The following is a 24,339-nucleotide window of genomic DNA, read 5'->3' as shown; positions in this document are numbered from 1 at the left end:
TTACTCTCCTCCCTGTTCCGTTGCACTTGCCTCAGCCTCGGCCGGGGCAGGTAAAACGGTGAATATGGTGCGCTGCTCTTTTTTCAGGTACTGCTTCGCCGTCTCCTGAATCATCGCCGGGGTCACTTTTTCAAAGGCACTTTCCAGTTCATTAATGCGCGCCGGATTGTCATCAAACAACGCAAAGGTCGCCAGCAAATCGAGTTTACCAACCCCGTAGAAGCCGTCGATTGTGTCATATAGTGCCGAACGGAATTTCACCTTGGCCCGGTCAAGCACATCTTCGCTGACCGGCGACGCCTGTAGTGTCGCGACCGTGTCGGAAATGGCTGCGGTAATGGTCTCCTCCCCCACCTCGTTGTCATGAATCAGCGAGGCTGACCACAGCATTGGCCCGTTGTAGTTAAACATGTTGCCCAGCGCGTTAATTCCGCCGGACACCGAACTGGTGATACCGGTTTCTTCAACCAGCTTCTGGTGTAACAAACTGTCATCGCCCTGCAGCAGGATCTGGTCAATCAGGCCCATCGCATACCAGGCGTCACTGTTTCGTGGCGGCATACGATACGCGACAGCATAGGCTGGCTTAGGCGCCAGCGGCGCGATGCGTGAGCCCTTTCGTTCTGCGGTTTGAGGGGCTTCACTGATATCCGGTAACGGCGTCACAGGTGCCGCCGGGATATCACCGAAATACTGTTTCACCCACGCCATTGTCTGCTCGACGTCAAGATCGCCGGTGACCACAAACACCGCGTTATTGGGTGCATAAAACTGCTTGAAGAACGCATCAACATCTTCCAGCGTCGCGGCATCCAGGTCTTCCAGTTCACCATAAAAGTTATGGCTGTTGTACCAGTTATCGAACGCCAGTTGCGGGAGATCCAGCCACGGGAAGCCGCCATAGGGCTGGTTCATGACATTCACTTTTACTTCATTTTTCACGACGCCCTGCTGATTGGTCAGCTCGGCCTGCGTAATGTTGAGTCCGCGCATCCTGTCGGCTTCTACCCACACGAAGGTCTCCAGCGCATTTGACGGCAGGATCTCAAAATAGTTGGTAAAGTCGAAACGGGTAGAGCCATTGTTGATACCGCCGTTACCGTTGACCAGCTTGTCGAACTCCCCTTTAGGCAAATTCTGCGAGCCCTGGAACATCATGTGCTCAAACAGGTGGGCAAAGCCGGTACGGTCCCGCGGTTCAATGCGAAAGCCAATATTGTAGTAAACGCCTACGGCCACGATGGGTGCGGTATGATCAGGTGACAACACCACTTTTAATCCATTATCCAGCGTTTCGTAATGCACAGGCACCGTAAGCGCTGTTGATGATGCCGTGACAGGCGCCTGGCTGGTCTCGGCATTTTTATCAGGTTCACCCTGACATCCTGCCAGTAATAAGCAGGCACTCAGTGCCGCCGCAATGCTTTTCATAGTACGTCCTTTGTCAGTCTGTAATTGGAAATTACTGCTTATTTAATAAATTAACCTTGTCTGCACAGAAGCTCACGATAATGTCAGAGACCCCAGCGCGTTTCACCACTTTCATGGTGTGCAAAAATACCTGAACTTCCACATCATCAAGCACGGTAACCTCATGCAGCGGTGGCATACCGGCCGGCAGTATGCGATGGTCACGAGGTAATACCACGTAACCACCTTCTTCTTTGAGTGTCGTCAACGCAAGCTGCAGGGAATTGGTTCTCAGCTTGGCATCTTTACAAACGGGGAATCGGGTCAGCAGCGCGTCGCGAACGCGGCTGCCCCAGTCTATGGCAATAAAGTCACCCGGGGCAATATCCCCTTCCCTGCCACACTGAAACAGCGCCAGCTCAAAACCAGCGAGTACCTGACTTTCTACTTCTTCGGATTTCAGCGGTTCCATAGAAAATGCCAGATCGACCGAGCGTTCATGAACCTGCCGGGATAAGGTATCGAGTGTGAGCACCTCTGCCTTTACGGACAAATCAGGAAAACCGCTGTGCAGATGTTTAAGCGCGGCAGACAGGACCATTTCACTGGCCAGTTGTGTTGCGCCTACCACCACATAGTCTGAATTGGCTTCGGCCAGCTCTTGCCTAGCCTCCTTCAGCGTTTTACACAGCGCTTTGGCGTATGGCAGTAGCTTTTCACCCGAAGGCGTCAGTTGAATACTGTTTCGTTGCCGGATGAACAGGGTGGTATGAAAATACTCTTCCAGCAGTTTTATGCGGGCACTGACGGCGGATTGGGTGAGATAGAGGTTCTCGGCGGCTTTGCCAAAATGACGCGTATTAACGACTTCAATAAAGGTAGTTAAAAAACGAATATCCATTAGCGGGTAACAACCAGTCTCGTCCAGAGGCTACGCTGTCACAATTTGCAGGGTAAGTAAATAAAAAACACAAAAAGGCACACTTGAGACAAGCGTGCCATAACGGACCGGCGTAAATCAGTAATCTTCCTGATGAAGCCTGCGTTGTTTCTCTTTGCGCTGAAGGTCGCGTTTTTGTTTCGCTTTTACAGCATGATGTCGCTTAGAGGAGTCTTTCTTTCCAAAATCGTCCTCATCTTCTACCGAGTCCCATTCACGCTGGTAACGATAGTCTTTACTCATTGCAGTCTCATTGTTGTTGCCACACGATCATTATCGGTGTGGTGTATTAAAAGAAAAATGAATAATTATCATGGTAACGATAGAAAATTTTTTCTTACAAACACAATGAAGACATGAAAAGCGGTGTAATTATTGCGTGTTTTAGCATAACAGCCACATAAACTGGCGGCTGTAACCCTTTGATATACCGAAGCAAAAAGCCGCAACGGTGTTCCACATCAAAGAAGCAAAATTTTTTATTGATAAGAAAAAAAAGTTTTGTTTCAACTTCCCTGCATTTTGGCTTAAAAGACACCTGAATTCTGACACATGTTGAGATAACGCTCATGGCTACTTTATCTATTCGGGAATCACAGAAAGTTTTTACAGACCGTGCAAAGTTTCCTTACGGCTTTCGTAAGTCCGGAGACTTCAGTATTGCAGAGGCAGATTTGCTGAGCCGTTATGGCACAACCATGCTGGGCCTGGAGACCGGAGAGCTGATGCCTGAAACCGACGATGAACGTGCGTTTGTCGACTTTATCCAGGGTAAAAAAGAAGCATCAAACGGCGCTGAAAAAGTGTGGGCGAAATATGTTCGTCTTGCCCGTGGTAAGAAACACTTCTATACCCTGCACAGTTCAGCCAGCAACCAGTCTGATTACGACGAAGACTTCTCTGACGAAGAATTCGACGTAGCCTGATACTGGGTTAGCCAGTTTACAACGTGGCGCTTAGCGCCGCGTTGGGTGATCTTTCTCTTCTCTCAGCCCGAACACATCATTACACCACTCCCCTAACGCAATATTTTATTTCGCTACTACACTGATATCAGGTGTGTTTTTTTGCGTTATGGCCAGGCAAGGAGGTTAATGATGATTTCATTCAAACAACTCACGCATTTTTCTATCCATACTACAGATGACAGAATTGGTGGTTGTCGGGACGTACTGTTCGATGACCAGGATTTTGTTGCCCGTTATCTGGTGGCTGACACCAATACGTGGCTGCCGCTAAGCCGGAAAGTCGTTATTTCTCCCATCTCTGTTGAAAGCATTGACATGGATGACCAGCAAATCAATGTGGCGATGACGGCAGAGGTACTGAAAAACAGCCCGTCCATTGACGAGCACAAACCGGTATCGCGGGAATATGAAGAAACCCTGTTTCAGTATTTTGGCTACGGTTATTACTGGATAGGCCCGGGCGCCTGGGGGGACTTCGCTCACCCGGGACAACTGGCAGACTTGCCGCATTATGAAGAGCAGGATGCGCAGACAACGCCGGCTGAAACAAACCATTTACGGGCATGCAGCGAGGTGAACGGTTACGACGTTGCTACGCTGGATGACACCGTGGGTCATATCTGCGATTTTGTTATCGATACCACAAGCTGGGCAATCGTACTGCTCGTTGTCGACACCAACAACTGGCTTCCGGGCGGTAAAAAACTGGCGGTTCCCCCCATCAAAATGGAGAAGATAGACTGGTCAAACCACAGTGTCAGTATTGCGTTTAGCCATGATGCGCTGATGCAGCAACCCGAGGTGGACAGCCACAAACTCGCCGACGAAGACTACGTAAAAGCCCTGGTAACAAAGGCAAGCGCATGAGCCAGCCTTTGTATCAGAAGCAAACCAGGCTGGCGGCGGAAAATTTTCAGATCAGCCACACTCCCATGCCTCCTGGCTTTATTCGTGCTCTGGGCTATGTCAAAGCGGCATGCGCCGAAGCAAATCACGCGCTGGGGCTGCTGGGTAAAGAAAAGTCTGACGCTATCTGGCAGGCTGCCATGGCCATTGCACAGGGCGAGTATAGTGGTCAATTTCCGGTCGATGTCTATCAGACCGGATCAGGCACCAGCACCAACATGAACGCCAATGAAGTCATTGCCACGCTCGCTCAGCAACAAAGCGGGTTAAAGATTCATCCGAATGACGACGTCAACATGGGTCAGAGCTCCAACGATGTGATCCCGACTGCCATGCATGTCAGTGCGTTGCTGGCATCCACCCAGCATCTGTTACCTGCGATCACGCAGTTGAGCGACGTGCTCAAACAAAAGATGAAAGCCTGCTCAGGTATCGTAAAAACCGGACGAACCCACCTGATGGACGCTATGCCGGTCACTCTGGCGCAGGAACTGTCCGGCTGGCGCTCGCAGTTATTGCATTGTCATGAGCGCTTAAATGATACCCACCAGCGCCTTCGCAAGCTGGCTATTGGTGGCACGGCAGTGGGCACTGGTGTCAATACCCATCCGGAATTTGGTGCGCGGGTTGCCTCCTCACTGACCCAACAACTTAACCTGACGTTTTTTGTCACCGATAACCACTTCAGCGCCCTTGCGGCGCAGGATACCGCCGTGGAATTCTCGGGTCAGCTTTCTGTGCTTGCTGTTGCGCTGATGAAAATTGCAAACGATCTGCGCTGGATGAACAGCGGTCCCCTCGCCGGTCTTGGCGAGATTGCGCTGACTAAACTGCAGGCAGGAAGCAGTATCATGCCCGGAAAGGTCAATCCGGTTATTCCGGAAGCGGTTGCCATGGCCTGTGCACAGGTTATGGGCCATCACAATGCTGTCACTATCGCAGGCCAGTCAGGAAACTTTCAGCTTAACGTGATGTTACCACTGATGGCGACCAACCTGCTTAACAGCATTACGCTACTGGCAAACAGCTGCGAACATTTGGCAGATAAAGCCATTATCGATATGCAGGTTCATCAGGACAGACTGGAAGATCTGCTGGCTAAAAACCCGATTCTTGTGACGGCGTTAAACAGAGAAATTGGCTATGAAAAAGGGGCTGAAATTGCTCAGACCGCCTACCACCAACAGCGCAGTGTCATTGACGTTGCCAGAGAAATGACAGACTTATCCGAGGAAAAGTTACGCGAACTGCTGGACCCATCCAGGCTGGTATAGCGAGCCGCCGTGATTAGCTGTCGGCACCGCAGAAAAAGGAATACAGCAGACTGATTGTCTGCTCAATGCGCTTATCAGCAAGCCGGTAAAAAATAGTTTGCCCCTGTCGGCGCGTCGCAACCAGGTTTGCTTCGCGTAAAATCGCAAGATGCTGCGATAACACCGGCTGGGTTACCGGAATATTTTCGAGCATGGCCGTGACCGACAATTCCTTGTCCAGCAAGGAACATAACACCATCAGGCGAGTCTTATTGGCAAGCTGTTTAAGATATTGTTCTGCTTCACTGGCGTGTGAGAGCATTTCAGTACTGTCGATCGTTTCTGTCATCATTACGGCATTAATAAAAAACGTGCATTATTTACGCAAAACAAATAAGGTTTCTGGCATATATGCAACCTCAGGCGGATAATGCATCCGTCGGTTAACTTTAGCAACTTTTTTTCTGTTACAGGAGATGAATATGGTTTTAACGATTCCGGAGCGTCTGCAGAAGATCCCTGCCGCAGTTCGTAAGGTAACTGCTGCCGAGGCCAAGGCCGAGTGTGAGCAAAATGGTGGCGTCGTCATTGACGTACGGGAAAGCGCCGAACGCGAGGAAAATCCTGTTTCAGGTTCTGTGCATATCCCGCGCGGTGTACTCGAAATGAAAGCCTGTGAACAGTTCAGGGATCCTCAGACGCCGATCTATATTCACTGCGCGTCCGGTGTCCGTGCTCAGCTTGCCGCAGAACAGCTGCATAACATGGGCTATGACCGTGTCAGTGCAATCACCTGCGACCTGACCAAAGTAAAAGACGTACTACACGACTAATTTTTCATTTTATCGAATGATTAAGCCGTTATAATCACTTCATCATTCGAACTTTGGGAAATGCACATGCTTAAAGCTACGCTGGAACAATGGCGTATGTTCAAGGCCGTCGCAGATGCCGGCGGCTTTAACCAGGCATCGGCACAGGTGCACAAAAGCCAGTCAAGTATCCATCACGCGGTTCAAAAGCTGGAAAACGCCATTGGTGTGACGCTGTTTCAGAATGACGGCCGAAAAATTCGCCTGACGCCACAGGGTGAACTGATGCTAAGACGGGCAAATTTTCTGCTCGAAGAAGCAGAAAAGCTTGAGGCTGTTGCAAGCAGTTTACAGGCTGGCACAGAAACCGTTTTGCGGCTTGCCGTCGACCTGATATTTCCCACTGACGTGCTGTATGCCGCACTCAACACCGTATCGCAGGAATACCCTTTACTTCGGATAGAAATTGAAGAGACCGTGTTAAGTGGCGCGAATGCACTGCTTGATGCCGGCAAAGTCGACGTTGCAATATCCGCCTTTCCCTTTCCCAAAGGATTCAGCGAAGACCTGTGCAAGATTGAGTTTGTCGCGGTGGCACACCCCGACCATCCGCTGCACCAGCTCGGGCGCGCGCTGACCGTTGAAGATCTCAAGTCCCACCGCCAGATCGTGGTACGCGACTCATCGGCTGAGCGCAAGACCGACTCGGGCTGGCTGGGCGCAGAACAACGCTGGACCGTCAGTCACGTGCGCACCTCCATTGACATGATTGCAAAGGGGCTTGGATTTGCCTGGCTGCCGGTAGCCATGATTCAGCCGCAGCTTAAAGAGAATCAGCTCAAATCCCTACCCCTCAAGCATGGTGGTGTCAGGCGCGCTGATTTGTTTCTGACGTTTGAAGACGGTGATTCATTAGGACCTGCCGCACGAACCCTGATTGGAGAACTGCGCTATCGCTCGATGCAACTGCCGGTAGCTGACGAACTCGGGAGCGGGTAAAAAATCCAGTCTCGCAAGACACTTAGCTGATCCACTTTGCTGTACATAAGGTACACTTAAACTAAAGATAACCAATAATAACGAACCAAGGACGCCGTGTGTTAACCGTATTGCTTGTAGATGACGATCCTGAATTTACCGAAGTGGCCTGCACGATCATTGAGTTTCTCGGGCATGAGGTTGTCACAGCCGGTAACCTTGCTGAAGCCAGAGAATGGCTAAAAAAAGAAACCTTTGATCATATCCTGCTCGACTTTATGCTGCCGGACGGCAGCGGCGCCCATTTATTTGACGAACTCGACACCCTGGCAAAACGCCCCCGGGTCACACTGATCACTGGTCACCCGTCGGTACGCGGTATCATCAAAGACCTGTGCGGCCCCAACATTGATTATCTGGTAAAGCCCATTCAGCGTGAGGATATTGAGGCCGTACTCACGGGTAAAAAAACGGCCGATGAGGAAAAACGCAGTGATATTAAGCGCCACTTTGGCCTGCTAATTGGCGAGTCTGCGGCGATGAAAGAGCTGTATAAACTGATCGAACGGGTAAGCCGCACCGGCGCAAATGTCATGCTATTGGGTGAAAGTGGTGTCGGTAAGGAAGTCGTGGCTGCCGCCATCCATCATGCCTCTGAAAGCGAAGGACCTTATGTCGCAACAAACTGCGGCGCGTTTTCCAAAGAGCTCATTGGCAGTGAGTTGTTTGGCCATGAAAAAGGCGCGTTTACCGGCGCCGTTGGTAAAAAAGAGGGCGTGTTCGAGCAGGCCGAGGGGGGCACACTGTTCCTCGATGAAATTACCGAAATGCCAATCGACATGCAGCCTAACCTGCTGCGGGTGCTCGAAAATAAAGTCGTCATTCGGGTCGGCGGCACCCGCGCTATTCCGGTAAATTGCAGAGTGGTATCGGCCACTAACCGCACTATGGAAGAAATTGCCGAGAGCAAAGTCCTGCGCGAGGACATTTATTTCCGGCTTGCAGTTTTCCCTATCACCATCCCACCGCTGCGGGAACGCAAAGAAGACATTCCATTGCTGGCGGCGGCGTTCATTGACGAACTCAACGAAGAGAACGATACCCGCTTTGTCTGGCAGAACAGCCAGTTGGAAACCCTTCAGGCCTACGACTGGCCGGGTAATGTGCGGGAGTTACGCCACTTTGTTCAGCGCGCCGCCATTATGAGCGATCCCGACAAAACCACGCTTGAGCTGCCTAAAACGATTGAGTCACCGTTTGCGAAACGACAAAGTACGACCCCTGCCCTGCAGGCTGGCCGCACCATTGAGGACGTCGAGAAGGAACTTATTTACGCCACGCTCGAAAAGGTCAACGGCAACAAAACGTTGGCTGCCGAGATGCTCGGCATCAGTACCAAAACCCTTTACAACCGTCTCCATGCCTATGGTGACTTGGGCAAAAGTGACGAGTGAGGACGTTTCTTATGACCGAAGACGAACAACGTGAACTTGCCAGATTTGTCCATGATGCGCGCAAGCCGCTGAATCGAATATCCATGCAGGCTGAGCTGGTCAAGATGGCTCTGAATGACGACATTCCGCGCGAAAAAGCCAACGATGCTCTGGATAAAATCATCTCGGCCACCAAGGACTGCAGTGAGACCCTTGCCGACCTGGTCACGGCCCTGTCTGACGGTCAGTCCGGATAGCACAGATGTCGAATCGCTTCCTGACATCAGTGTATAGCTGGGTAATTCTGGTACTGATTGTTATTGTCGTTATCGCAGCGAACTCGTTTTACATCGTCAGCATGCTCGATGAGCAGGCAAAGCTGGAGCAGCGTCTGCATGTCACCAATCAGATCATTCATTCAGTTCATGCGCTTGAAACCAGTCTGCTGCACATAGAGTCGGAAAAACGTGCCTACCTGTTATCACGCGACAGTCAGCATGCTATTCAGTACGCCCGGCGTATGGGTGAGATAAGCGAAATGATTGCCGGCGTCAGAGCCAGTGCGGGGGCATCCGAACTTAGTGCCCAACAGTCTCGCATCCTGGCGTTACTTGAGCATACCGAGTCAGCCCTGTCTGCGCTTGATGATACCGTTCAGAACGACGCGTCTGGCGTCAGCCTGCCTAAAATCTATACCCAGCTACAGCCCGAGGTGACCTCGGTTCTGGATACCGAAAAAAGCTTACAGCAAACTCAGCTCGATACATTACAAAACCTCCGGCATCAGTCTGTCAGTACCTTAATTGTCTCGTCGGCGTCTGCACTGTTTCTGATCCTGACGATCTTTGTCCTGCTCAAAATTTATGAGCGCAGCAACCGGCAATATCATCAGAGCCTGCTTGACGCGAATGAGGCCCTGGAGACAAAAATCGAAGTGCGCACGCAGGAACTCAGCCTGTATTCAGAGGAACTGATGCGCAGCAACCGTGAACTCGAGGATTTCGCCTTCGTCGCCTCGCACGATTTGCAGGAGCCGTTACGCAAAATCCGGGCGTTCGGAGACCGCCTCAAAAGCGGCTATGCCGACGCGCTTGATGAACGTGGCGCTGACTTCCTCAACCGCATGCTCAAAGCCGCGGAAAGAATGTCATTACTGATCAGCGACTTGCTTGCCTTTTCACGGGTATCGACGCGTGGTAAAGCATTCGAAAAGGTGGCCCTTGATGATGTACTTAACACCGTCATCGACGATCTTGAGCTAAGCATCGACGAAACCGGCGCAACCCTTCATGTTGACAGCCTGCCAACCATCGACGCCGATAAGTCGCAGATGCTGCAGCTATTTCTCAATCTGCTCTCGAACGCACTCAAGTTCCGGAAACCGGATACCCCGCCAGACATCAGTATTCGGTGTGGGGTACCTGATAACGACGAACTCAGCGATCTACTGCTTAGTGAGGAATATCAGTGGATCAGGCTGGAGGTTTGTGACAATGGCATCGGCTTTGACCCGACTTTTGCCGAAAAAATATTTGCCCCGTTCCAGCGCCTGCACGGTCGCAGCGAATACGAGGGTACTGGTATCGGTCTGGCAGTCTGCCGTCGTATTGTGGAGCGTCATAACGGCCAGATTACGGCTCACAGCCAGCCCGGAGAAGGCACACGATTTGTTATTTTATTACCCGTCAACGGTGAATTGTTTACCACTGAGGTAACATCAGGAAACGACAGCCATGAACACTAAAACGCCCTCGCCCATTACCATACTGATGGCAGACGATGATGAAGATGATCGTTTTCTGACCATTGATGCGCTCAAAGAAAGCCGCGTGTTAAACACATTGCACTGTGTTGAGGACGGTATCGAGCTGCTGGCGTATCTGCGTCGTGAAGGCGACTATGCCGATCCGGCGACGTCGCCCCGTCCCAGCCTGATCCTGCTCGACCTGAATATGCCGAGAATGGATGGCCGCGAGGCACTGCAAAACATCAAAGCAGATCCTAACCTGCGCAGTATACCCGTGGTTATACTTACCACATCAAAAGAGGAAGAGGACATGCTTCGCGGATACGATCTGGGTTGCGCCTCATATATCACCAAGCCGGTGGACTTTGACGGACTGGTAGAGCTGACGCGATCGCTTGGCCGCTATTGGATTGAAATTGTCGAACTTCCCGGCGAATAGGCACGGCAGTGACAAATATCATTCGGGTACTGCTGGTTGAGGACGATGAGGACGACTATCTGCTGACGTCAGATTACCTGTCCCGGTTCGACAACCCCACCTTTCAGGTGTCATGGGTCACCAACAGTGCTGATGCGCTTGATAGCCTGCAACGCAGACGGTTTGATTTATGCCTGCTGGACTATATGCTTGGCGCTGAAAATGCCATTGATGTGCTGGGCATGCTCAAGTCTAACCAGATCACACTGCCCGTCATCATTCTTACCGGTCACTCCGATCCGCATGCTGACGAGGAAGTGATGCGGGCCGGTGCGGCTGATTACCTGCAAAAGTCGGAAATCGAGACACCGCGTTTTATGCGTACTATTCGCTACGCCATGGTGCGTCGCGAAATAGAAAATGAGCGGGTTGAACGACACAAGATAGAGCAAAAAAATAAGGCGAAAGATAAATTTCTGGCTCACCTCGGACATGAACTGCGCACGCCGCTCACCTCCATCCTCGGATACACTGAACTGTTGCTGGATGACAGAAAAAACCGCGAAATCGAGCAGGAACTTTCGATTATCCACAGCAATGGCAAACATTTGCTCAGCCTGCTGAACGATTTGCTCGACATGTCGCGACTGATGGCTGAAAAACTGGAGCTGACGAGGAAAGACATTTCGCTCAGCGCGATGATGTCGGATATTTATTCACTGATGAATCTGTCGGCGAAAGATAAAGGACTGATGCTGGTTGTCGATTCGGAAACCGCGGTGCCGGCACGCATCCATACGGATCCAACCCGGCTGCGCCAGGTACTGATCAACCTCATCAGTAATGCCATCAAATTCACCGACCATGGTCAGATCGACATCTCGGTTGAACTGCTGCCAGCGGCTGGAGTGAATCAGCGTCCCCTGCTGCTGTTTCGGGTTTCAGACACCGGCATTGGTATGCCCCAGGAAAAGCTGGACTCAATTTTCCAGCCGTTCGAGCAACTTGAGGACGTGATGCGGGCCAATCATGGCGGTGCAGGACTCGGCCTGGCAATTTGTCGTGAACTGGTTAGCCTGATGGGTGGCGAGATCAGCGTGGAATCCGTCATGGGCAGAGGCAGCACATTCTCTTTTACACTCGACCCGGGTGACATCCGGGGCATTCCTTTAGCACCGCTGACACTGACACTGCCGCAGCGCAGTGAGGCAGAAGAAATCAACCTCCATGTATCCGGGCGCGTGCTGATTGTTGATGATTTAAAAGAGTTGCGCCGCCTCACCGGTCATCTTGTCAGCCAGTGTCACGCCAGTGTTGCGTATGCCGAAAACGGGGTTAAAGCCGTCGAAGCCATTCTTCAGGCCCAGGAACAGAAAAAGCCGTTTCACCTGGTATTGATGGATATCCATATGCCAGTCATGGACGGCATAGAAGCATTGAAAGCGATCAGAAAATACCGCTGCAACGTGGCCGTGATAGCACTAACCGCAGCAAACCGCAAAGGCCTCAGGCAATCACTGCTTGAACAGGGATTTGACGGGGTGCTGAGTAAACCCATTGACCGTGTTGAACTAACCCGTTTGCTGGATCGCTATCTGCTTAAAACGCAGGGGCCATCGCCCTCCCCGGAGCATGAAAAACAGCGTGCGCAGGAACATCCGCCTTCGACGCGGCCGTCACGCAAAGTATTGCTGATTGAAGATGATAACGATGCCGCTGAACTGATTGAGCTGCTCCTCGCTCATCAGGGGCATGAGGTCACCATTACCCATAACGGGCATGACGCCATCGCAAAACTGCAAACCACCGGCTATGACGTTGTACTGATGGATCTCACCCTGCCTGACTATCATGGATACGATCTTGCAGGCGATATTCATCGTTTACAGCCAAAGGCACGGGTTATCATTGTCAGTGGCTATGAACCAGAGCCAGAGAAAATGGCCGCGCTGGGTATTTCCGCATCCTTGCTAAAGCCAGTGTCACGACAGGATCTCGAAAACGCATTTGCACAATTGGACGCATCTTAAAATCGCAGGTGAAGCGCTGCATAAAGTCGCGCTTTCACGCAAACTGACCAGGACGCCATAACAAAGAGGTATACGGCCATGAGACAAAAACTGATAAAACTCAGTTTGTTATTGATTATCCCAACGCTGATGAGCGCCTGCACCATGGTACCGTCAGCAGGACCGACCCCCTATAAGGCCGCAACTGGCGAACAAGGCTATGGGTATTCGAGCGAACAGCTAAGCGAAAGCCGTTATCGCGTCGTATTTAAAGCTACCGAGTCCACGCCGGCAGATTTGGTTCAGCAGTTCAGCTTATTGCGCGCTGCCGAAATTGCCCAGGACAAGGGGTTTACGTATTTGGCTGTTCTGAAAACCGATGTTGAAAAAAAGGCGGCGATCGGAAGAAAAGTGGTGGATGCCTCAAACAGTGCGGTGTTTCCGCCGGAACAGCAATGCACCATGTCTGGCTGCACCGAGCCAGCCCGCGCTACGCCTGTGCAGGACAACACTGTGACCGTGCAGACCGGACCGATGGAGAATGTTTATTACTCGATCGTCGTGTCGATGGCGAAAGATAAAGTCAGTGCGGGTACAAATGCATTATCCGTACAGGCTATTCTGGCCGACAGACCGGACCGGAAGAAGTCAGGCTGAGCATTGTCCCTCGTGACAGTCACGTAGTTTTTACACGAAAAATGTAAACTGTTCACGCCCCAGCCAGAAAAGCCCACTCAGGATTGCCACAAACGCCTGTTTTAGCGTGATTTTTGATATGCAGGACTGGAATAACACGTGCATATCGCTAGTCAGAGACTCTCGCGCCGGTGCATCCCGGCGTGGCCACTTCCATCCGCTAAGGTGCAGTAATGGACAATGAACAGGTTTATGGCGAACGTGCCAGCAGTGTTATCGGGCTGTTGCATAGTGGTATCCAGTTCTATCGTGACGGCATTCAGAAAGCGGTTCATCCGCACATTCAGGCTATGTTCCGGCGAATGCTGGATGAAAAAGAACGGGCGATTATCATGCTGTCACCGTTTTTACCGTCAAACGACACACAACACGCCCCATCACATCTGGTGACCTCCTTCAGACAACGCTACACCCAGGTGATCACAACCTTCAGCGACGAGCCTGACAACACCTACATCAACGAACTAACCCGCATTGAATCATCCGTGCTCGACAGCATAGACGATGCGCTTGATAAGGTGGACACCGGGCGTTTTGCTAATGAATTGCGCTGCATACGCACCCGTATGCAGCAGTGTTTTGATGAAATGCTGTCACTGTCAAACGCCGTGGAGTAACGAATGCGTTTGCAGCGATAGTATGATTTAGCCTGCGCTGCTAGTCGGCTTTGTCGCTGAGATTGATATTGTTGGCATGCTCAATCCAGTCAAGATCACGGGTTTGTTCATCCAGTGTTCCCTTCGCATCTTCCAGGAACACCTGACAAAAATAATCCACTGCCGGAAACAGTTCGCGATACTTTTGTAATTGCGCTTCCATTTCCTGCATCGCGTTGGCAAATTCAGAGTTGGACTTCGACAGCTCATAATCGCATTTCAGATACGCACAGAGCACATCGGCAGCTTTAGCCAGTTTAACGTGAATATCGTCTTTGCTTTGCGCAATAAGCGGTTCATACCGTTGACGTAACGCCGTTGGCAGCGTTTGGATCAGCATGCTTTCGAATCGTCTCTCCAGCTTTTTTATCGCGGCCGTGGTTTCCGGATCGTGGTACTTCACCGGACTGGGAATGTCACTCATACCCGCAATTTCACTGCCTTCATGGAAAATGGCCATCGCCGCCACCCGATCAGGCTGAACGTTTTCGTTAAACACGTCTGCGGCGATGGCCCCCAGCATATGGGCGACCACAGACGCCTCGTAGACATGGGTAGAAAGCATTTCTTCCTGAAACTGTGCCATCAGCGGCCAGCGCTTAACGTTGCGTGCGCGTTGCATTAAACCAATAAATGCAGAGTGAGTATTTGCCATCGTGTTTCTTGTTGTTCAGTTTGAGCCACAGTGTATCAAAGCCCGCCATCGCATTTAATGTAAAACCTTCACGTGAACTGTAATTTCGTCGCGCTCTGGCGACATCCGTCGGCCTCACCTGAGCAAAGAAATTAACTTTATCCTTTAAAATCATGACATATAGAAATGGCACAGCTATCGCATTCTTAACATTAAATGATGCTCAGAATAAGGAGGAGATCATCATGTTAGGTTGGGCTGTTATCTTTTTCATCATCGCGATCATCGCCGCCGTATTTGGATTCGGAGGAATCGCCGGTGCCGCCACGGGCATCGCGCAATTTTTGTTCTTTGTTTTCGTCGCGCTGCTCGTCATTTCGCTGATCGGCAATGTCCTGCGCGGCAAATCGCCTAAAGCATAACGTTCTACAGGAAGGAGAAAGACCATGAAACATTATTCATTACTGATTAGAAGTCTGGCTGTATGCAGTGTTGTTCTGATGCTGGGTGCGTGCGATGACGGCAGCGCCGAAGAGGCCGGTGAGCAGGTTGACGAGGCCATTGAAGATGTCAGCGATGCGATGGATGATGCAGGCAATGAGGTTGAAGACGCCTGCGAAAAAGTAAAAGAGAAAGTGAACGCTGAGGATGACGACTGCTAACACCGATAACGCCTGTCCTGTGGGCAGGCAAACTTCTTCTGCGTTCGCACATATGATACCGTGAGGCCTTTGGTTTATTCCTTTTTGATGAAACACCACGTTGGTTGTAATTTGCTGCACCGTTTGTCCTTGATTAACCGCATCTGGCTTTATTCCTTTTTGCTTATCCCTTCTTCACTGGCGTCAGTAGGTTCTTTGGACGCGTTTTTAGCAAGTGACAACAGTATTATTGCAAAAGGTAGTGCCTCCGGCGAAGTCAGCTCCCGAGTGCTGGCGGGCGTGGGCTACACTTACACATTAAATGAAAACTGGCGAGCACGTATTGCGTATCAGGCTTTTCGTGGCTCGGATGGATCAGTTGATACTGAGGATATTCAGGTCTACTCAAACATTGATTCGACCCCCTTTACCTCACTTTATGGTCTATTCATTGAAGGGAGTGTTCAGGACAATCGACTCCGTATGAAAGTCGGCCAGTTCGACGCAAATACGGAGTTTGCATTTTCTGATATTGCAGCAGGATTTATTAACTCATCAATGGGGTTTAGCCCTACCATTACGTTTTTACCAACCTATCCTGTACCGACTCCCGGTCTTGCCGTCTTCTTTGATATCTCTGACAACCTGAACTTCAGTGCAGCGACATTCAGTAGTGAGAACGACCGCCTGACATCTCCTTTTTTCATTTCAGAATTAGGTTACAGAGGGGCGGACTCCGTATTCAAAGCGGGTATCTGGCAACAGGAGTTGACCGCAGATGTAACACAGAGTCATACATCTGATTCCTTTACCGGAGGTGTTTTCATTACTGCGGAGGGCGTGCTTACAAAACACTCATCGATTGCTGACACAATTGAATGGTTTTTCCAGTTTGGTGCCTCTGAAAAAGCATTCAATCCGTTAACTCGGCATGTCGGCACCGGACTCGTTTTCCACGAACCCGCCGGATTTCAAGAACATAGTCTGGGCGTAGGTATTACACATGTCACCGGAACACATAATGACGATACATTTGGTCACAGTAAACATACCGACGAGACGAGTGTCGAGGTGTACTATGCCATTACTCTAAATGACCATGTCATCGTAAAACCAGACATTCAGTATATCCTGTCTCCTGCGCTCGCCGCGGATGATAAAGACGTTCTGGTTGCAACGCTGCGCATCGAATTATCGCTTTAAAAAGGAAAAAGCGTGGCTAATAAAATCTCACTCAGACAATATGTAAAACGGCGCAACGGTGTGCCACTGGGTCACAATGATTCAATGCGTAATATGTTGCGTCGCTCACTTGGCGCAACAACGTTTGCCGGCTTCTGGCAATACTGGAATCCTATCTGGAGCTATTACCTTACCACCCGGGTATTCCAGCCACTGAAAACCGTGCTACCGGTTCCCCTCGCACAATTACTGACATTCATTGTCAGCGGCGCAGTTCACGATATCGTCATTTCTTTAGTCGCCGGCTCTGCATATATCGTCTTTACACCCTGGTTCTTTTTGGTGGGCATTGCAGTACTAATAACCAATGCACTGCGATGTTCGGTAAGCATGCTAAGTATAAACGGCCGTGCAATGACACACATCAGCCTGATTGCACTGTGTTACGGATTCAGTTTGCTGATGCGCGATGCGATTGCGGTGGCCGCCGCAGGATGATGCCACATCGGATTTGCGACATTCAGGGTTGATGACAGCTCATCGCTGTGATGCTCGCGCTGTGATGGCATTAAGCTGCTGACACACCGCTTCCGGTGACTTGAAATTGCACAGACCAATCAGCCGGTCGTCGCGGGGCCATACTGCCCCGTTGAGGGTTTTGATATCCTCATCAGACAGTTTTTCGGTGTCCAGCAGCACTTCCACTGCCTTTTTGTTTGGTTTTACCACCGTTGGCCTGGCCTCACTAAACACACTCAATGCTGCAAAGATAAACTCCCGCTTTTGGGGATCATTGACCACACCAATCTTGTCTTCATACACAACAATTGACGGCCAGCCTTCCGAGATACGGCTTTGCCAGAAAATCACAACGGTAAAAGACACCAGGACAAAAAAAGTAATATTGATGAAGTCCTGACTTAAATTGGGGGCCACGGCAACAATAATACCCACGACAAAAGCAAACAGGATCCAGCCTCCAAACACCCTGCGCATCGCATTAGGGGAGATACCACTGACGATGGTGGCGGTAGCGAGCTCTGTTTTGGTTAATTGCTGCTGACAGACAGCCTGCATATTGTTCACTGTTTTCGCTCCATGGCCACATACGTGGCAACTGCTCCGTTTGTGGTTGCCGTTTACGATGCGCTCTGCACCGCGGTATCGGTCAGCTTACCGATTTCATAATGCATTGCATCCGGATGTAGTGTCTGATCCTGCCTGAGCCTCAGCAGGATAGCCTGTTGCTGGGGTTCGCCATAAAAATACCAGTCGGTAACATGACGACGAATTCCGCCACCGCGCAGCTGATAAATGTGTACAACATACTGGTAACCCGCTTCAAATGCACGCCGGTGTCCGGGATCGTCGCTAACCAGGGTAAAGCCCCCCTGCAAATGCTCGTTCTGCACGGCAACGCCCATTCCTCTAGACAGAAAATAATCCAGACCAAGCTCATCGATACGCTGACGTGCCGCATCAGCAACATCTTCCAGTGTACAGGAGAGATATGACTGTTTCAGCAGACCGAAGGCGCGACAGGCATTCGGGCATCCGGGAGCCAGCCCGACGGAAAAGCCGGTATGCTCTTTCCCTTCCCACGGGCGCATCCAGACAAACGGGCTGATATGCACGTAGAATCGCTGACCCTGATGCTCCAACGGAAAAACGTCGGGCACTTCCTCGTTGCGCACGTTCATCAGCTGGCTGGGATTGTTGGGGTCATACAGCATTCATTTACCGTCAGATAAAGTCGGGGGATTGGTTAGGCTCAGTATGGCATACCGCTGAACAGATTGTGAATTAAACCATCGTAGTGTTTTGGTGTTCGGTCTGTTTCTGATTTTGTAATAAAAAACAAAGGAGAAACATGACGTTCCTCCTTTGCTGCAGCGCGGTACGTCACGGCGAGTTACGTGTGATCCTGCCTGAACTGACGCCGCCCCCGATAGGCCTGTATGCGGTATACCCTCACCGCAAACTTGTCAGCGCCACCATTCGCAGCTTCCTGTCATTTGCCGAGTCATATTACGGTGACCCGCCGCCATGGGCACTGACCAGCTAGCCGATACGATATTGCAGCATAGCAGGCGACCTTCTATTCTAGAGCGAAACCGGTCACTGATTTCACAGGTGTTACGTCATGCCATCACTGAGTCGCAGAGAATTTTTAACCCTCACCGCCACCGCGCTCGCAGGCAGCGCTCTGCCCCTGTCCTGGGGAGGGAGTGCCGCTCGCTCCGCACAGGCTGTGTATCAGGGAACACATGTTATTGATGCACTGAGTTTCGCACGCGAGTGGAATGACGCCTCGCTTGATGCACTCAGCAAGACCGGGTACAGCGGCATCATTACCAGCCTGCCCCGGCGTGATCTTCAGACCGCGATTGACGCCCTGATGTCATTCAGGCAACTGACAGAAGCGCACCCCGATAAGTTGCGTCTGGCGCTGACAGCAAACGACTTTGAAGAGGCCAAGGCGAATAGTCAGGTCGCGGTGATGATGAATTTTCAGAACGCGACCATGCTTGAGGGCAATGTGGACAACGTTGATGCACTGCATGCACTGGGTACCCGCTGTTTTCAACTGACCTACAACAGCAGGAATCTGCTGGGTGATGGCTGCACTGAACGCACCGACGCCGGACTGTCTGACTTTGGTGTTGAGGTGGTCGCCCGTATGAATGAGACCGGGGTTCTGATAGACCTGTCTCACTGCGGAAAACAGACCACAGCGGACGGCATTGCCCTGTCCGGTAAACCGGTAGCAATTACCCATACGATGACCACCCGCTATCGTCCCGGCCACCCAAGGGCGAAAGACGACATCACCTTAAAAACGCTGGCCGACAACGGCGGCGTAGCCGGTATTGCTGCCATCGGGTATTTCGTCGGTGACGATCCCGGGGGTGAAACCACCATCGAGACCTATGCTGACCATATTGAACATGCGGTCAGGGTGGCCGGTATAGAACACGTCGGCGTGGCCACCGACTTTCCCGTTAATGGCATCGCCTCATGGGCAACCAAAGAAAACTGGTACGAACCGCGGTTACGCAGCTTTAAACCCAGCTACGACGTAAAGTGGCCGTCATGGATCCCCGAACTGGACGGCCCTGACCGTTTCCTTAATCTCACCCATGTACTGCAGCGCCGGGGCTGGCCAGACGGGCATATTGAAAAATTGCTGGGCGGTAACTGGCTCAGACTGTTTGCCGATGTGTTTGGAGGATAAGCCAGTGCGACAAAACTCCGTAGCAGTGAAAACAAACTGTGATACTCTCAAATAAACGCGCACACAGGACATAACACATTGAAATCACGTACTATCTATTCAGCATTTATCAGTGTTTTACTGCTGGTCACGCCTCCCGGTTTTGCTGAGGACAAGCCCGCCTCCAAGGGCGGGGAAGACACGACAACGGCGGCTAAGCCCATTCCCGCCCCACAGCGGTTTGTTACTCATCACAAAGGCACATTTAACGGCCGCACGATGAAATACACCGCCGATGCCGGCGAGACTTATATACGCAACCTTGACGGCGATCCAACAGCATCGGTGTTTTCATTTGATTACCTGGCAGACAGCAAACAAACCAGGCCAGTGACCTTTCTCTGGAACGGCGGTCCCGGCTCATCATCAAACTGGCTGCACATGGGAGGCTATGGCCCGAAACGCATTGTCGTACCCAGTGATGCCGCGCACCCTGGCAGTGCACCCTATCAAATAGCCGACGCACCAGAAACCATTCTGGATGTCACCGACATGGTCTTTGTCGATCCGGTCGGCACCGGCTTTTCACGGGCGCTGGGTAAAACCAAAAAAGAGGCTTTCTGGGGGCTTACTGAAGACGCACGCGCGATGGCCGCATTTATTGCCCAGTGGATGACCGATCATAACCGCTGGAACTCGCCGGTTTTTCTGCTGGGTGAGAGCTTTGGCACCACCCGTGCTGCGGCAGTGGCAAAGGTGCTGCTTGATGATTACCTGATTAATGTAAATGGCATTATTTTCGTGTCACAGGCGCTTGATTACCAGGGCTCATCCCCCTACATCGACGACAACATTATCTCGTATGTGACTTATATTCCTACTATGGCAGCCACGGCCTGGTATCACGGCAAGGTCGACAACACGGGCGACTTTGCCGGATTTATCGAGGCGAGCAGAACCTTTGCTGCCCGGGAACTGCTGCCGGCCCTCTTTCAGGGGAACCGTCTGGATAAACAAACCTACGCGCACCTAGTCGACCGTCTACATCATTTTACCGGTCTGAGCAAACAGTATATCGAGCAGGTTGACCTGCGTATCAATGCCTTCCGGTTTGCCAAGGAACTGCTGCGCGATGAAGGGCTTACGGTTGGTCTTCTTGATGGCCGTTACAAGAAAGATGAACGTGACGATGTGGCTGCCAGTCCGCGTGAAGATGCCGCCGATGCAATTTCGCCGGCGTTCAAAGCCGCACTGATGCACTACATGCATCATGAGCTGAAAATAGACTGGCAACGACACTACCTGAACCCGTCTGATCCTGAGCTGGACGATAAATGGCGCTGGAGCCCGTTACCGGCTGATCAGTCATGGGAGCCTCATTACGTCAATACGGCGCCCGATCTGGCAGAGGTATTACGCAGTAACCCCGGGCTGAATGTCATGGTAGCGTCAGGCTATTATGATTTGATCACACCGTTTTTTGATGCAGAGTACACCCTCAACCGACACGGCATCGAACGCCAGGATATTACCTACCATTACTATCATGGTGGTCATATGATGTATGTGCACGAGCCCGCCCGTCAGGCCCTGTTAAAAGACACCCGTCAGTTTATTCAGGCACAAGCGGCAGGTAGGAAATAAACCTTAAAAACAAAGAGAAGCGCCACGGCGCTTCTCCTTTTAGTAAGGTAAGAAAGTAAAAGAGTATTCCAGTTTCGTTTGCTTTACGTTTTGTGCGCCAAACTGAATCATACGTATACGTGTCAGCAACTTCTGCTCCAGCGTGCTGTCGTTAAGCTCACTGCTTATCAGATCAACCACCGACAGCGTACCGTCCGGCTCAATCGTCAGCGACACGACGACCTTGCCTTCAAGATCCGGGTTTTGTCTGAGCGCGCGATGATAAAGTGCGTAAACCGCGCCTTTATTGGCATCGAGGGTTTTGCGGATAGCCTCTAGATCGCGGTCACCAATGACTCTCGCCTCTTCTTCCACGCGTTTTGCTGCCAGTGAGGCGGCGCCTGCTTCCGGTGCCGAGAACTCGGTGGTTCTGCGCCCCTCAAGCTCGCCGCGAGCCCCTATTGTCTCGCTGATGCTGGCATTTTTAAGACCGCCACTGGCCTGTGAAGCAACCTCCTGACCTATCCGCTTGCGCTGAGTCTGCGCCGACTTACCTGCCCCTTCAATGGTTTTTGTGTCTGCCACATTTGCCAGACTCAGCTCATTGCGCATACCGGCAAAGGTATCCTGATAAGCCAGCAGACCACTTTGTCTAGCCGTTTCTTTTGCCTGCCTGACTGTGTCATCCGGTTTTGGCGCGGGCGCAGGCTTCGGTTTCTCGACCTCGACAACCTTCGGCTTTTCTGGTTCGGGTTTTGGCTCAGGCTTTTCCTCGATCACCGGCGGCGTTTCTTTAACGACAGGCTCAGGCTCGACCACTGGCGGTGGCGGTGGCACTTTCGGCTGAATGATTCTTGCCAGTTGCGGTGGCAACGCAGCTTTTTCCTCACGCGTCTGCTCGGGCAGGTTAACCCACTGCACTATCACTGCGCCAAGCAGGGTAACAGCCAGAACGCTGTGGGTAATGCGCGTAAACGTGCGATTTTCTTTTTCGCCGGACGACCAGGGTAACTGGGTATGAAAGTAGGTGCTGCTCATTGTGCGGCTCCCGGCGTTTGGCTATCGAGGATCTGTTCAACCGCCAGCGACACATCGGTATAGCCCGCCTGCGCACAGGTCGTCATGATTTTTTTCAGTAGCGCATACGGGACGGACTTATCACCCATGATAGTAATCGCATTGCCGGTTGGTGACGCCGTATCCTGCACCCCGGCCGGATCGGCCGTGCGCTTACTGGCATGGTAGGTCAGCTCTTCATTAAGCGGCCCCAGAGTATCGTCGTTCGTGGCAAGTGCCTGTTCGACCGCCATCACCTTCTGCCCCTGCAGCACGATATTGTCATTATTCACCATGATGAGCAGTGTCTCTTTCGCGGGCGTGTCCGCCAGTGACTCTGGCAGGGTGATCGACTTGTGGTTGTCGAGCACCTGCACATCGGATGCATTAAGCATCAAAAAGAAGACCAGGATGGTGAAAATATCCATCAGTGATACCAGGCTCAGTCTGGCATGTTGCGCATTACGTTTATGATTGCGTGCCATGCGCCGGGCTCTTCCGGACTGCTTCATTGCCCCCCCTCACTCTGCACAGCCTGAACCGGTGGCCAGCTCAGCGTTGCCATGTCTGCCGGGATATCAGCAAATGACACCTCGGGAAATAACGCTGCATCGACCACTGACGCAGCGACCACATCCGGATACGCACGGGTGGTTGTCAGCAGGGTAATTACCGACTGATAGTCGACACGATCATCCACCATCAGCACAATGTCATTTTTTTCAATGCCTTTCGCCAGCAGGGTCTGCTTCATTTGCTTAAGTAACTGCTGTAAGGCAGACCAGTTCTGTTGCACAGTACCGGTTGTGGCATCAGCAACGGCAGGGATTTGCTCAATCAGATACCCCGCCGGGAAATACACAGCACTGCCCTGTGGCGTTACCACCACTTCCAACTGCTGATTTTCAATTTCAGCGCCCTCACCCAGCGCGGCCAGGCCGGGTAAGGTGAGCTCAACGACGGTGATACGCGAAAACACCATCATCATGAGCAACACCGGCACCAGCACAATCATCAGATTGAGAAACGAGGTGATATCCAGCTCTGCGTCGGGTTTCTTATGACGGGTACGGCGCACTGGCATAACTTACTCGTCTGACTGTCGGCTGTGGGCCTGAACCGCGCGCGTAGCCATCAGCGCATTCAGGCATTTCACGCCGGCCATTTCCATGCTGTCGACGATTTCTGTGGTTTTGGTCTGTAGCAGCGAGTGAAAACCGAGCAGAGGAATGGCGGCAATCAGTCCGAATGCCGTGGTATTCATTGCCACAGAAATACTCTGTGATAACAGACTGGCTTTTTCCGACGGGTCTGCGTTAGCCACTGCAGAGAACGCCGCGATAAGGCCAATGATGGTTCCTAACAACCCGAGCAGGGTGGAGATATTGGCCAGCGTGCCAAGATACGGGGTACGCTTTTCAAGCCGTGGAATGGTTTCCATCAGCCCCTCTTCCATCGCATACTCGATATCCTCACGACGCGGGCTTACCTGCAGTCGGGCGATACCGGCACCAATGACCCGGGTAATCGGTGCCGTGCTTTGGTTCGCAATTTTTACCAGTTGCTGATATTTCTGCTGACTCAGCAACGGCTCAAGTTCAGCAAACGCTTTTTTATTGACCCGTTTCGCAGAGCTCAGAAAGACATACCGTTCAATCGAAATAGCTATCCCTATTGCCAGTACAATTGAGATCGGAAACATGAAGGGGCCACCTTCCTGAAAAAAACGCACGATGATTTCGAAGACTTGCATACTTTTTCCT

The 24,339-nt window shown here is 51.6% G+C and carries 30 protein-coding genes; 19 read left to right on the top strand and 11 right to left on the bottom strand.

Translation table 11 applies throughout. The features are described from left to right. From AB1N33_RS00330 to AB1N33_RS00320, 3 genes are all read right to left on the bottom strand, one after another. Entirely contained in the window at positions 1-1,431 is a 1,431-nt protein-coding gene (locus tag AB1N33_RS00330) for a M16 family metallopeptidase (RefSeq protein ID WP_411269533.1), read from the bottom strand. A gap of 31 nt (positions 1,432-1,462) precedes the next feature. Then, entirely contained in the window at positions 1,463-2,311 is an 849-nt protein-coding gene (locus AB1N33_RS00325) for a LysR family transcriptional regulator (RefSeq protein ID WP_411269532.1), read from the bottom strand. A gap of 117 nt (positions 2,312-2,428) precedes the next feature. Continuing rightward, positions 2,429-2,593 (bottom strand): hypothetical protein, encoded by a 165-nt coding sequence (locus AB1N33_RS00320; RefSeq protein WP_411269531.1) that lies wholly within the window; start codon positions 2,591-2,593, stop codon positions 2,429-2,431. A gap of 326 nt (positions 2,594-2,919) precedes the next feature. On the opposite strand from AB1N33_RS00320, the gene AB1N33_RS00315 reads away from it, so the two are divergent. The 3 genes from AB1N33_RS00315 (at position 2,920) to AB1N33_RS00305 (ending at position 5,498) form a co-directional block, all read left to right on the top strand. Then, the gene (locus AB1N33_RS00315) at positions 2,920-3,276 is read left to right on the top strand and encodes a MaoP family protein (RefSeq protein ID WP_411269530.1); all 357 of its coding nucleotides are present in this window, start codon (positions 2,920-2,922) and stop codon (positions 3,274-3,276) included. A 168-nt stretch (positions 3,277-3,444) separates the two neighbouring features. Beyond that, complete coding sequence (locus AB1N33_RS00310) at positions 3,445-4,185, top strand: PRC-barrel domain-containing protein (RefSeq protein ID WP_411269529.1); 741 nt, start codon at positions 3,445-3,447, stop codon at positions 4,183-4,185. Then, complete coding sequence (locus AB1N33_RS00305; protein WP_411269528.1) at positions 4,182-5,498, top strand: class II fumarate hydratase; 1,317 nt, start codon at positions 4,182-4,184, stop codon at positions 5,496-5,498. Before AB1N33_RS00310 ends, AB1N33_RS00305 begins: the two co-directional genes overlap by 4 nt. Before the next feature lie 13 nt (positions 5,499-5,511). On the opposite strand, the gene AB1N33_RS00300 is transcribed toward AB1N33_RS00305, so the two are convergent. Beyond that, complete coding sequence (locus AB1N33_RS00300; protein WP_411269968.1) at positions 5,512-5,826, bottom strand: ArsR/SmtB family transcription factor; 315 nt, start codon at positions 5,824-5,826, stop codon at positions 5,512-5,514. 133 nt (positions 5,827-5,959) lie between these two features. Between AB1N33_RS00300 and AB1N33_RS00295 the strand changes: the two genes are divergently transcribed. From AB1N33_RS00295 to AB1N33_RS00255, 9 genes are all read left to right on the top strand, one after another. Further along, positions 5,960-6,310: a rhodanese-like domain-containing protein gene (locus AB1N33_RS00295; RefSeq protein ID WP_411269527.1), complete on the top strand. Its 351-nt coding sequence runs from the start codon at positions 5,960-5,962 to the stop codon at positions 6,308-6,310. Positions 6,311-6,376: 66 nt separating this feature from the next. Beyond that, positions 6,377-7,288, top strand: coding sequence for a LysR family transcriptional regulator (locus AB1N33_RS00290; RefSeq protein WP_411269526.1), 912 nt, complete (start codon positions 6,377-6,379; stop codon positions 7,286-7,288). Between the two features lie 98 nt (positions 7,289-7,386). Further along, positions 7,387-8,721, top strand: coding sequence for a sigma-54-dependent transcriptional regulator (locus AB1N33_RS00285; protein WP_411269525.1), 1,335 nt, complete (start codon positions 7,387-7,389; stop codon positions 8,719-8,721). Between the two features lie 11 nt (positions 8,722-8,732). Beyond that, positions 8,733-8,957 (top strand): hypothetical protein, encoded by a 225-nt coding sequence (locus AB1N33_RS00280; protein WP_411269524.1) that lies wholly within the window; start codon positions 8,733-8,735, stop codon positions 8,955-8,957. 5 nt (positions 8,958-8,962) lie between these two features. Continuing rightward, complete coding sequence (locus AB1N33_RS00275) at positions 8,963-10,444, top strand: sensor histidine kinase (protein ID WP_411269523.1); 1,482 nt, start codon at positions 8,963-8,965, stop codon at positions 10,442-10,444. Then, positions 10,434-10,886, top strand: coding sequence for a response regulator (locus AB1N33_RS00270; protein WP_411269522.1), 453 nt, complete (start codon positions 10,434-10,436; stop codon positions 10,884-10,886). The genes AB1N33_RS00275 and AB1N33_RS00270 overlap by 11 nt, the downstream gene beginning before the upstream one ends. An 8-nt stretch (positions 10,887-10,894) precedes the next feature. Then, positions 10,895-12,895 (top strand): response regulator, encoded by a 2,001-nt coding sequence (locus tag AB1N33_RS00265; protein ID WP_411269521.1) that lies wholly within the window; start codon positions 10,895-10,897, stop codon positions 12,893-12,895. Positions 12,896-12,973: 78 nt separating this feature from the next. Next, complete coding sequence (locus tag AB1N33_RS00260) at positions 12,974-13,531, top strand: CC0125/CC1285 family lipoprotein (protein WP_411269520.1); 558 nt, start codon at positions 12,974-12,976, stop codon at positions 13,529-13,531. A 212-nt stretch (positions 13,532-13,743) separates the two neighbouring features. Beyond that, positions 13,744-14,187: a DUF2383 domain-containing protein gene (locus tag AB1N33_RS00255; RefSeq protein WP_411269519.1), complete on the top strand. Its 444-nt coding sequence runs from the start codon at positions 13,744-13,746 to the stop codon at positions 14,185-14,187. 40 nt (positions 14,188-14,227) lie between these two features. Here the strand turns inward: AB1N33_RS00255 and yfbR are convergent, their stop codons facing one another. Continuing rightward, the gene (gene yfbR, locus AB1N33_RS00250) at positions 14,228-14,881 is read right to left on the bottom strand and encodes a 5'-deoxynucleotidase (RefSeq protein WP_411269518.1); all 654 of its coding nucleotides are present in this window, start codon (positions 14,879-14,881) and stop codon (positions 14,228-14,230) included. Between the two features lie 224 nt (positions 14,882-15,105). On the opposite strand from yfbR, the gene AB1N33_RS00245 reads away from it, so the two are divergent. From AB1N33_RS00245 to AB1N33_RS00230, 4 genes are all read left to right on the top strand, one after another. Then, positions 15,106-15,282, top strand: coding sequence for a DUF1328 domain-containing protein (locus AB1N33_RS00245; RefSeq protein WP_411269517.1), 177 nt, complete (start codon positions 15,106-15,108; stop codon positions 15,280-15,282). 24 nt (positions 15,283-15,306) lie between these two features. Then, positions 15,307-15,522: a hypothetical protein gene (locus AB1N33_RS00240; protein ID WP_411269516.1), complete on the top strand. Its 216-nt coding sequence runs from the start codon at positions 15,307-15,309 to the stop codon at positions 15,520-15,522. Positions 15,523-15,609: 87 nt separating this feature from the next. Continuing rightward, positions 15,610-16,704 carry a carbohydrate porin gene (locus AB1N33_RS00235; protein WP_411269515.1) on the top strand — a complete coding sequence of 365 codons (1,095 nt, stop codon included), beginning with the start codon at positions 15,610-15,612 and terminating at the stop codon, positions 16,702-16,704. Between the two features lie 12 nt (positions 16,705-16,716). Continuing rightward, the gene (locus AB1N33_RS00230) at positions 16,717-17,181 is read left to right on the top strand and encodes an acyltransferase (protein ID WP_411269514.1); all 465 of its coding nucleotides are present in this window, start codon (positions 16,717-16,719) and stop codon (positions 17,179-17,181) included. A gap of 39 nt (positions 17,182-17,220) precedes the next feature. Here AB1N33_RS00230 and AB1N33_RS00225 read toward each other — a convergent pair whose 3' ends face one another. Beyond that, the gene (locus tag AB1N33_RS00225; protein WP_411269967.1) at positions 17,221-17,760 is read right to left on the bottom strand and encodes a hypothetical protein; all 540 of its coding nucleotides are present in this window, start codon (positions 17,758-17,760) and stop codon (positions 17,221-17,223) included. Between the two features lie 62 nt (positions 17,761-17,822). Beyond that, complete coding sequence (locus AB1N33_RS00220) at positions 17,823-18,416, bottom strand: hypothetical protein (RefSeq protein WP_411269513.1); 594 nt, start codon at positions 18,414-18,416, stop codon at positions 17,823-17,825. A 137-nt stretch (positions 18,417-18,553) separates the two neighbouring features. On the opposite strand from AB1N33_RS00220, the gene AB1N33_RS00215 reads away from it, so the two are divergent. The 3 genes from AB1N33_RS00215 to AB1N33_RS00205 all read left to right on the top strand — a co-directional run bounded on the left by AB1N33_RS00215 (position 18,554) and on the right by AB1N33_RS00205 (position 21,541). Continuing rightward, a complete protein-coding gene (locus AB1N33_RS00215; protein ID WP_411269512.1) occupies positions 18,554-18,748 on the top strand; it encodes a type 2 periplasmic-binding domain-containing protein in 195 nt (64 codons plus the stop codon). Between the two features lie 78 nt (positions 18,749-18,826). Further along, a complete protein-coding gene (locus AB1N33_RS00210) occupies positions 18,827-19,918 on the top strand; it encodes a dipeptidase (RefSeq protein WP_411269511.1) in 1,092 nt (363 codons plus the stop codon). Positions 19,919-19,996: 78 nt separating this feature from the next. Further along, entirely contained in the window at positions 19,997-21,541 is a 1,545-nt protein-coding gene (locus AB1N33_RS00205) for a S10 family peptidase (RefSeq protein ID WP_411269510.1), read from the top strand. Between the two features lie 39 nt (positions 21,542-21,580). On the opposite strand, the gene AB1N33_RS00200 is transcribed toward AB1N33_RS00205, so the two are convergent. The 4 genes from AB1N33_RS00200 to AB1N33_RS00185 are packed head-to-tail and all read right to left on the bottom strand — an operon-like array spanning position 21,581 to position 24,329. Beyond that, complete coding sequence (locus tag AB1N33_RS00200) at positions 21,581-22,558, bottom strand: AgmX/PglI C-terminal domain-containing protein (protein ID WP_411269509.1); 978 nt, start codon at positions 22,556-22,558, stop codon at positions 21,581-21,583. Beyond that, a complete protein-coding gene (locus AB1N33_RS00195; RefSeq protein WP_411269508.1) occupies positions 22,555-23,088 on the bottom strand; it encodes an ExbD/TolR family protein in 534 nt (177 codons plus the stop codon). Before AB1N33_RS00195 ends, AB1N33_RS00200 begins: the two co-directional genes overlap by 4 nt. After that, positions 23,085-23,660, bottom strand: a complete 576-nt coding sequence (locus AB1N33_RS00190) for an ExbD/TolR family protein (protein WP_411269507.1) — start codon at positions 23,658-23,660, stop codon at positions 23,085-23,087. The genes AB1N33_RS00195 and AB1N33_RS00190 overlap by 4 nt, the downstream gene beginning before the upstream one ends. Before the next feature lie 3 nt (positions 23,661-23,663). Further along, complete coding sequence (locus AB1N33_RS00185) at positions 23,664-24,329, bottom strand: MotA/TolQ/ExbB proton channel family protein (RefSeq protein ID WP_411269506.1); 666 nt, start codon at positions 24,327-24,329, stop codon at positions 23,664-23,666. Between the last annotated feature and the right edge of the window lie 10 nt (positions 24,330-24,339).

It is taken from the genome of Alteromonas nitratireducens (assembly GCF_040812025.1).
In the GTDB taxonomy this organism is placed as follows: domain Bacteria; phylum Pseudomonadota; class Gammaproteobacteria; order Enterobacterales; family Alteromonadaceae; genus Alteromonas; species Alteromonas nitratireducens.
This window is presented reverse-complemented; position numbering and strand designations above follow the sequence as displayed.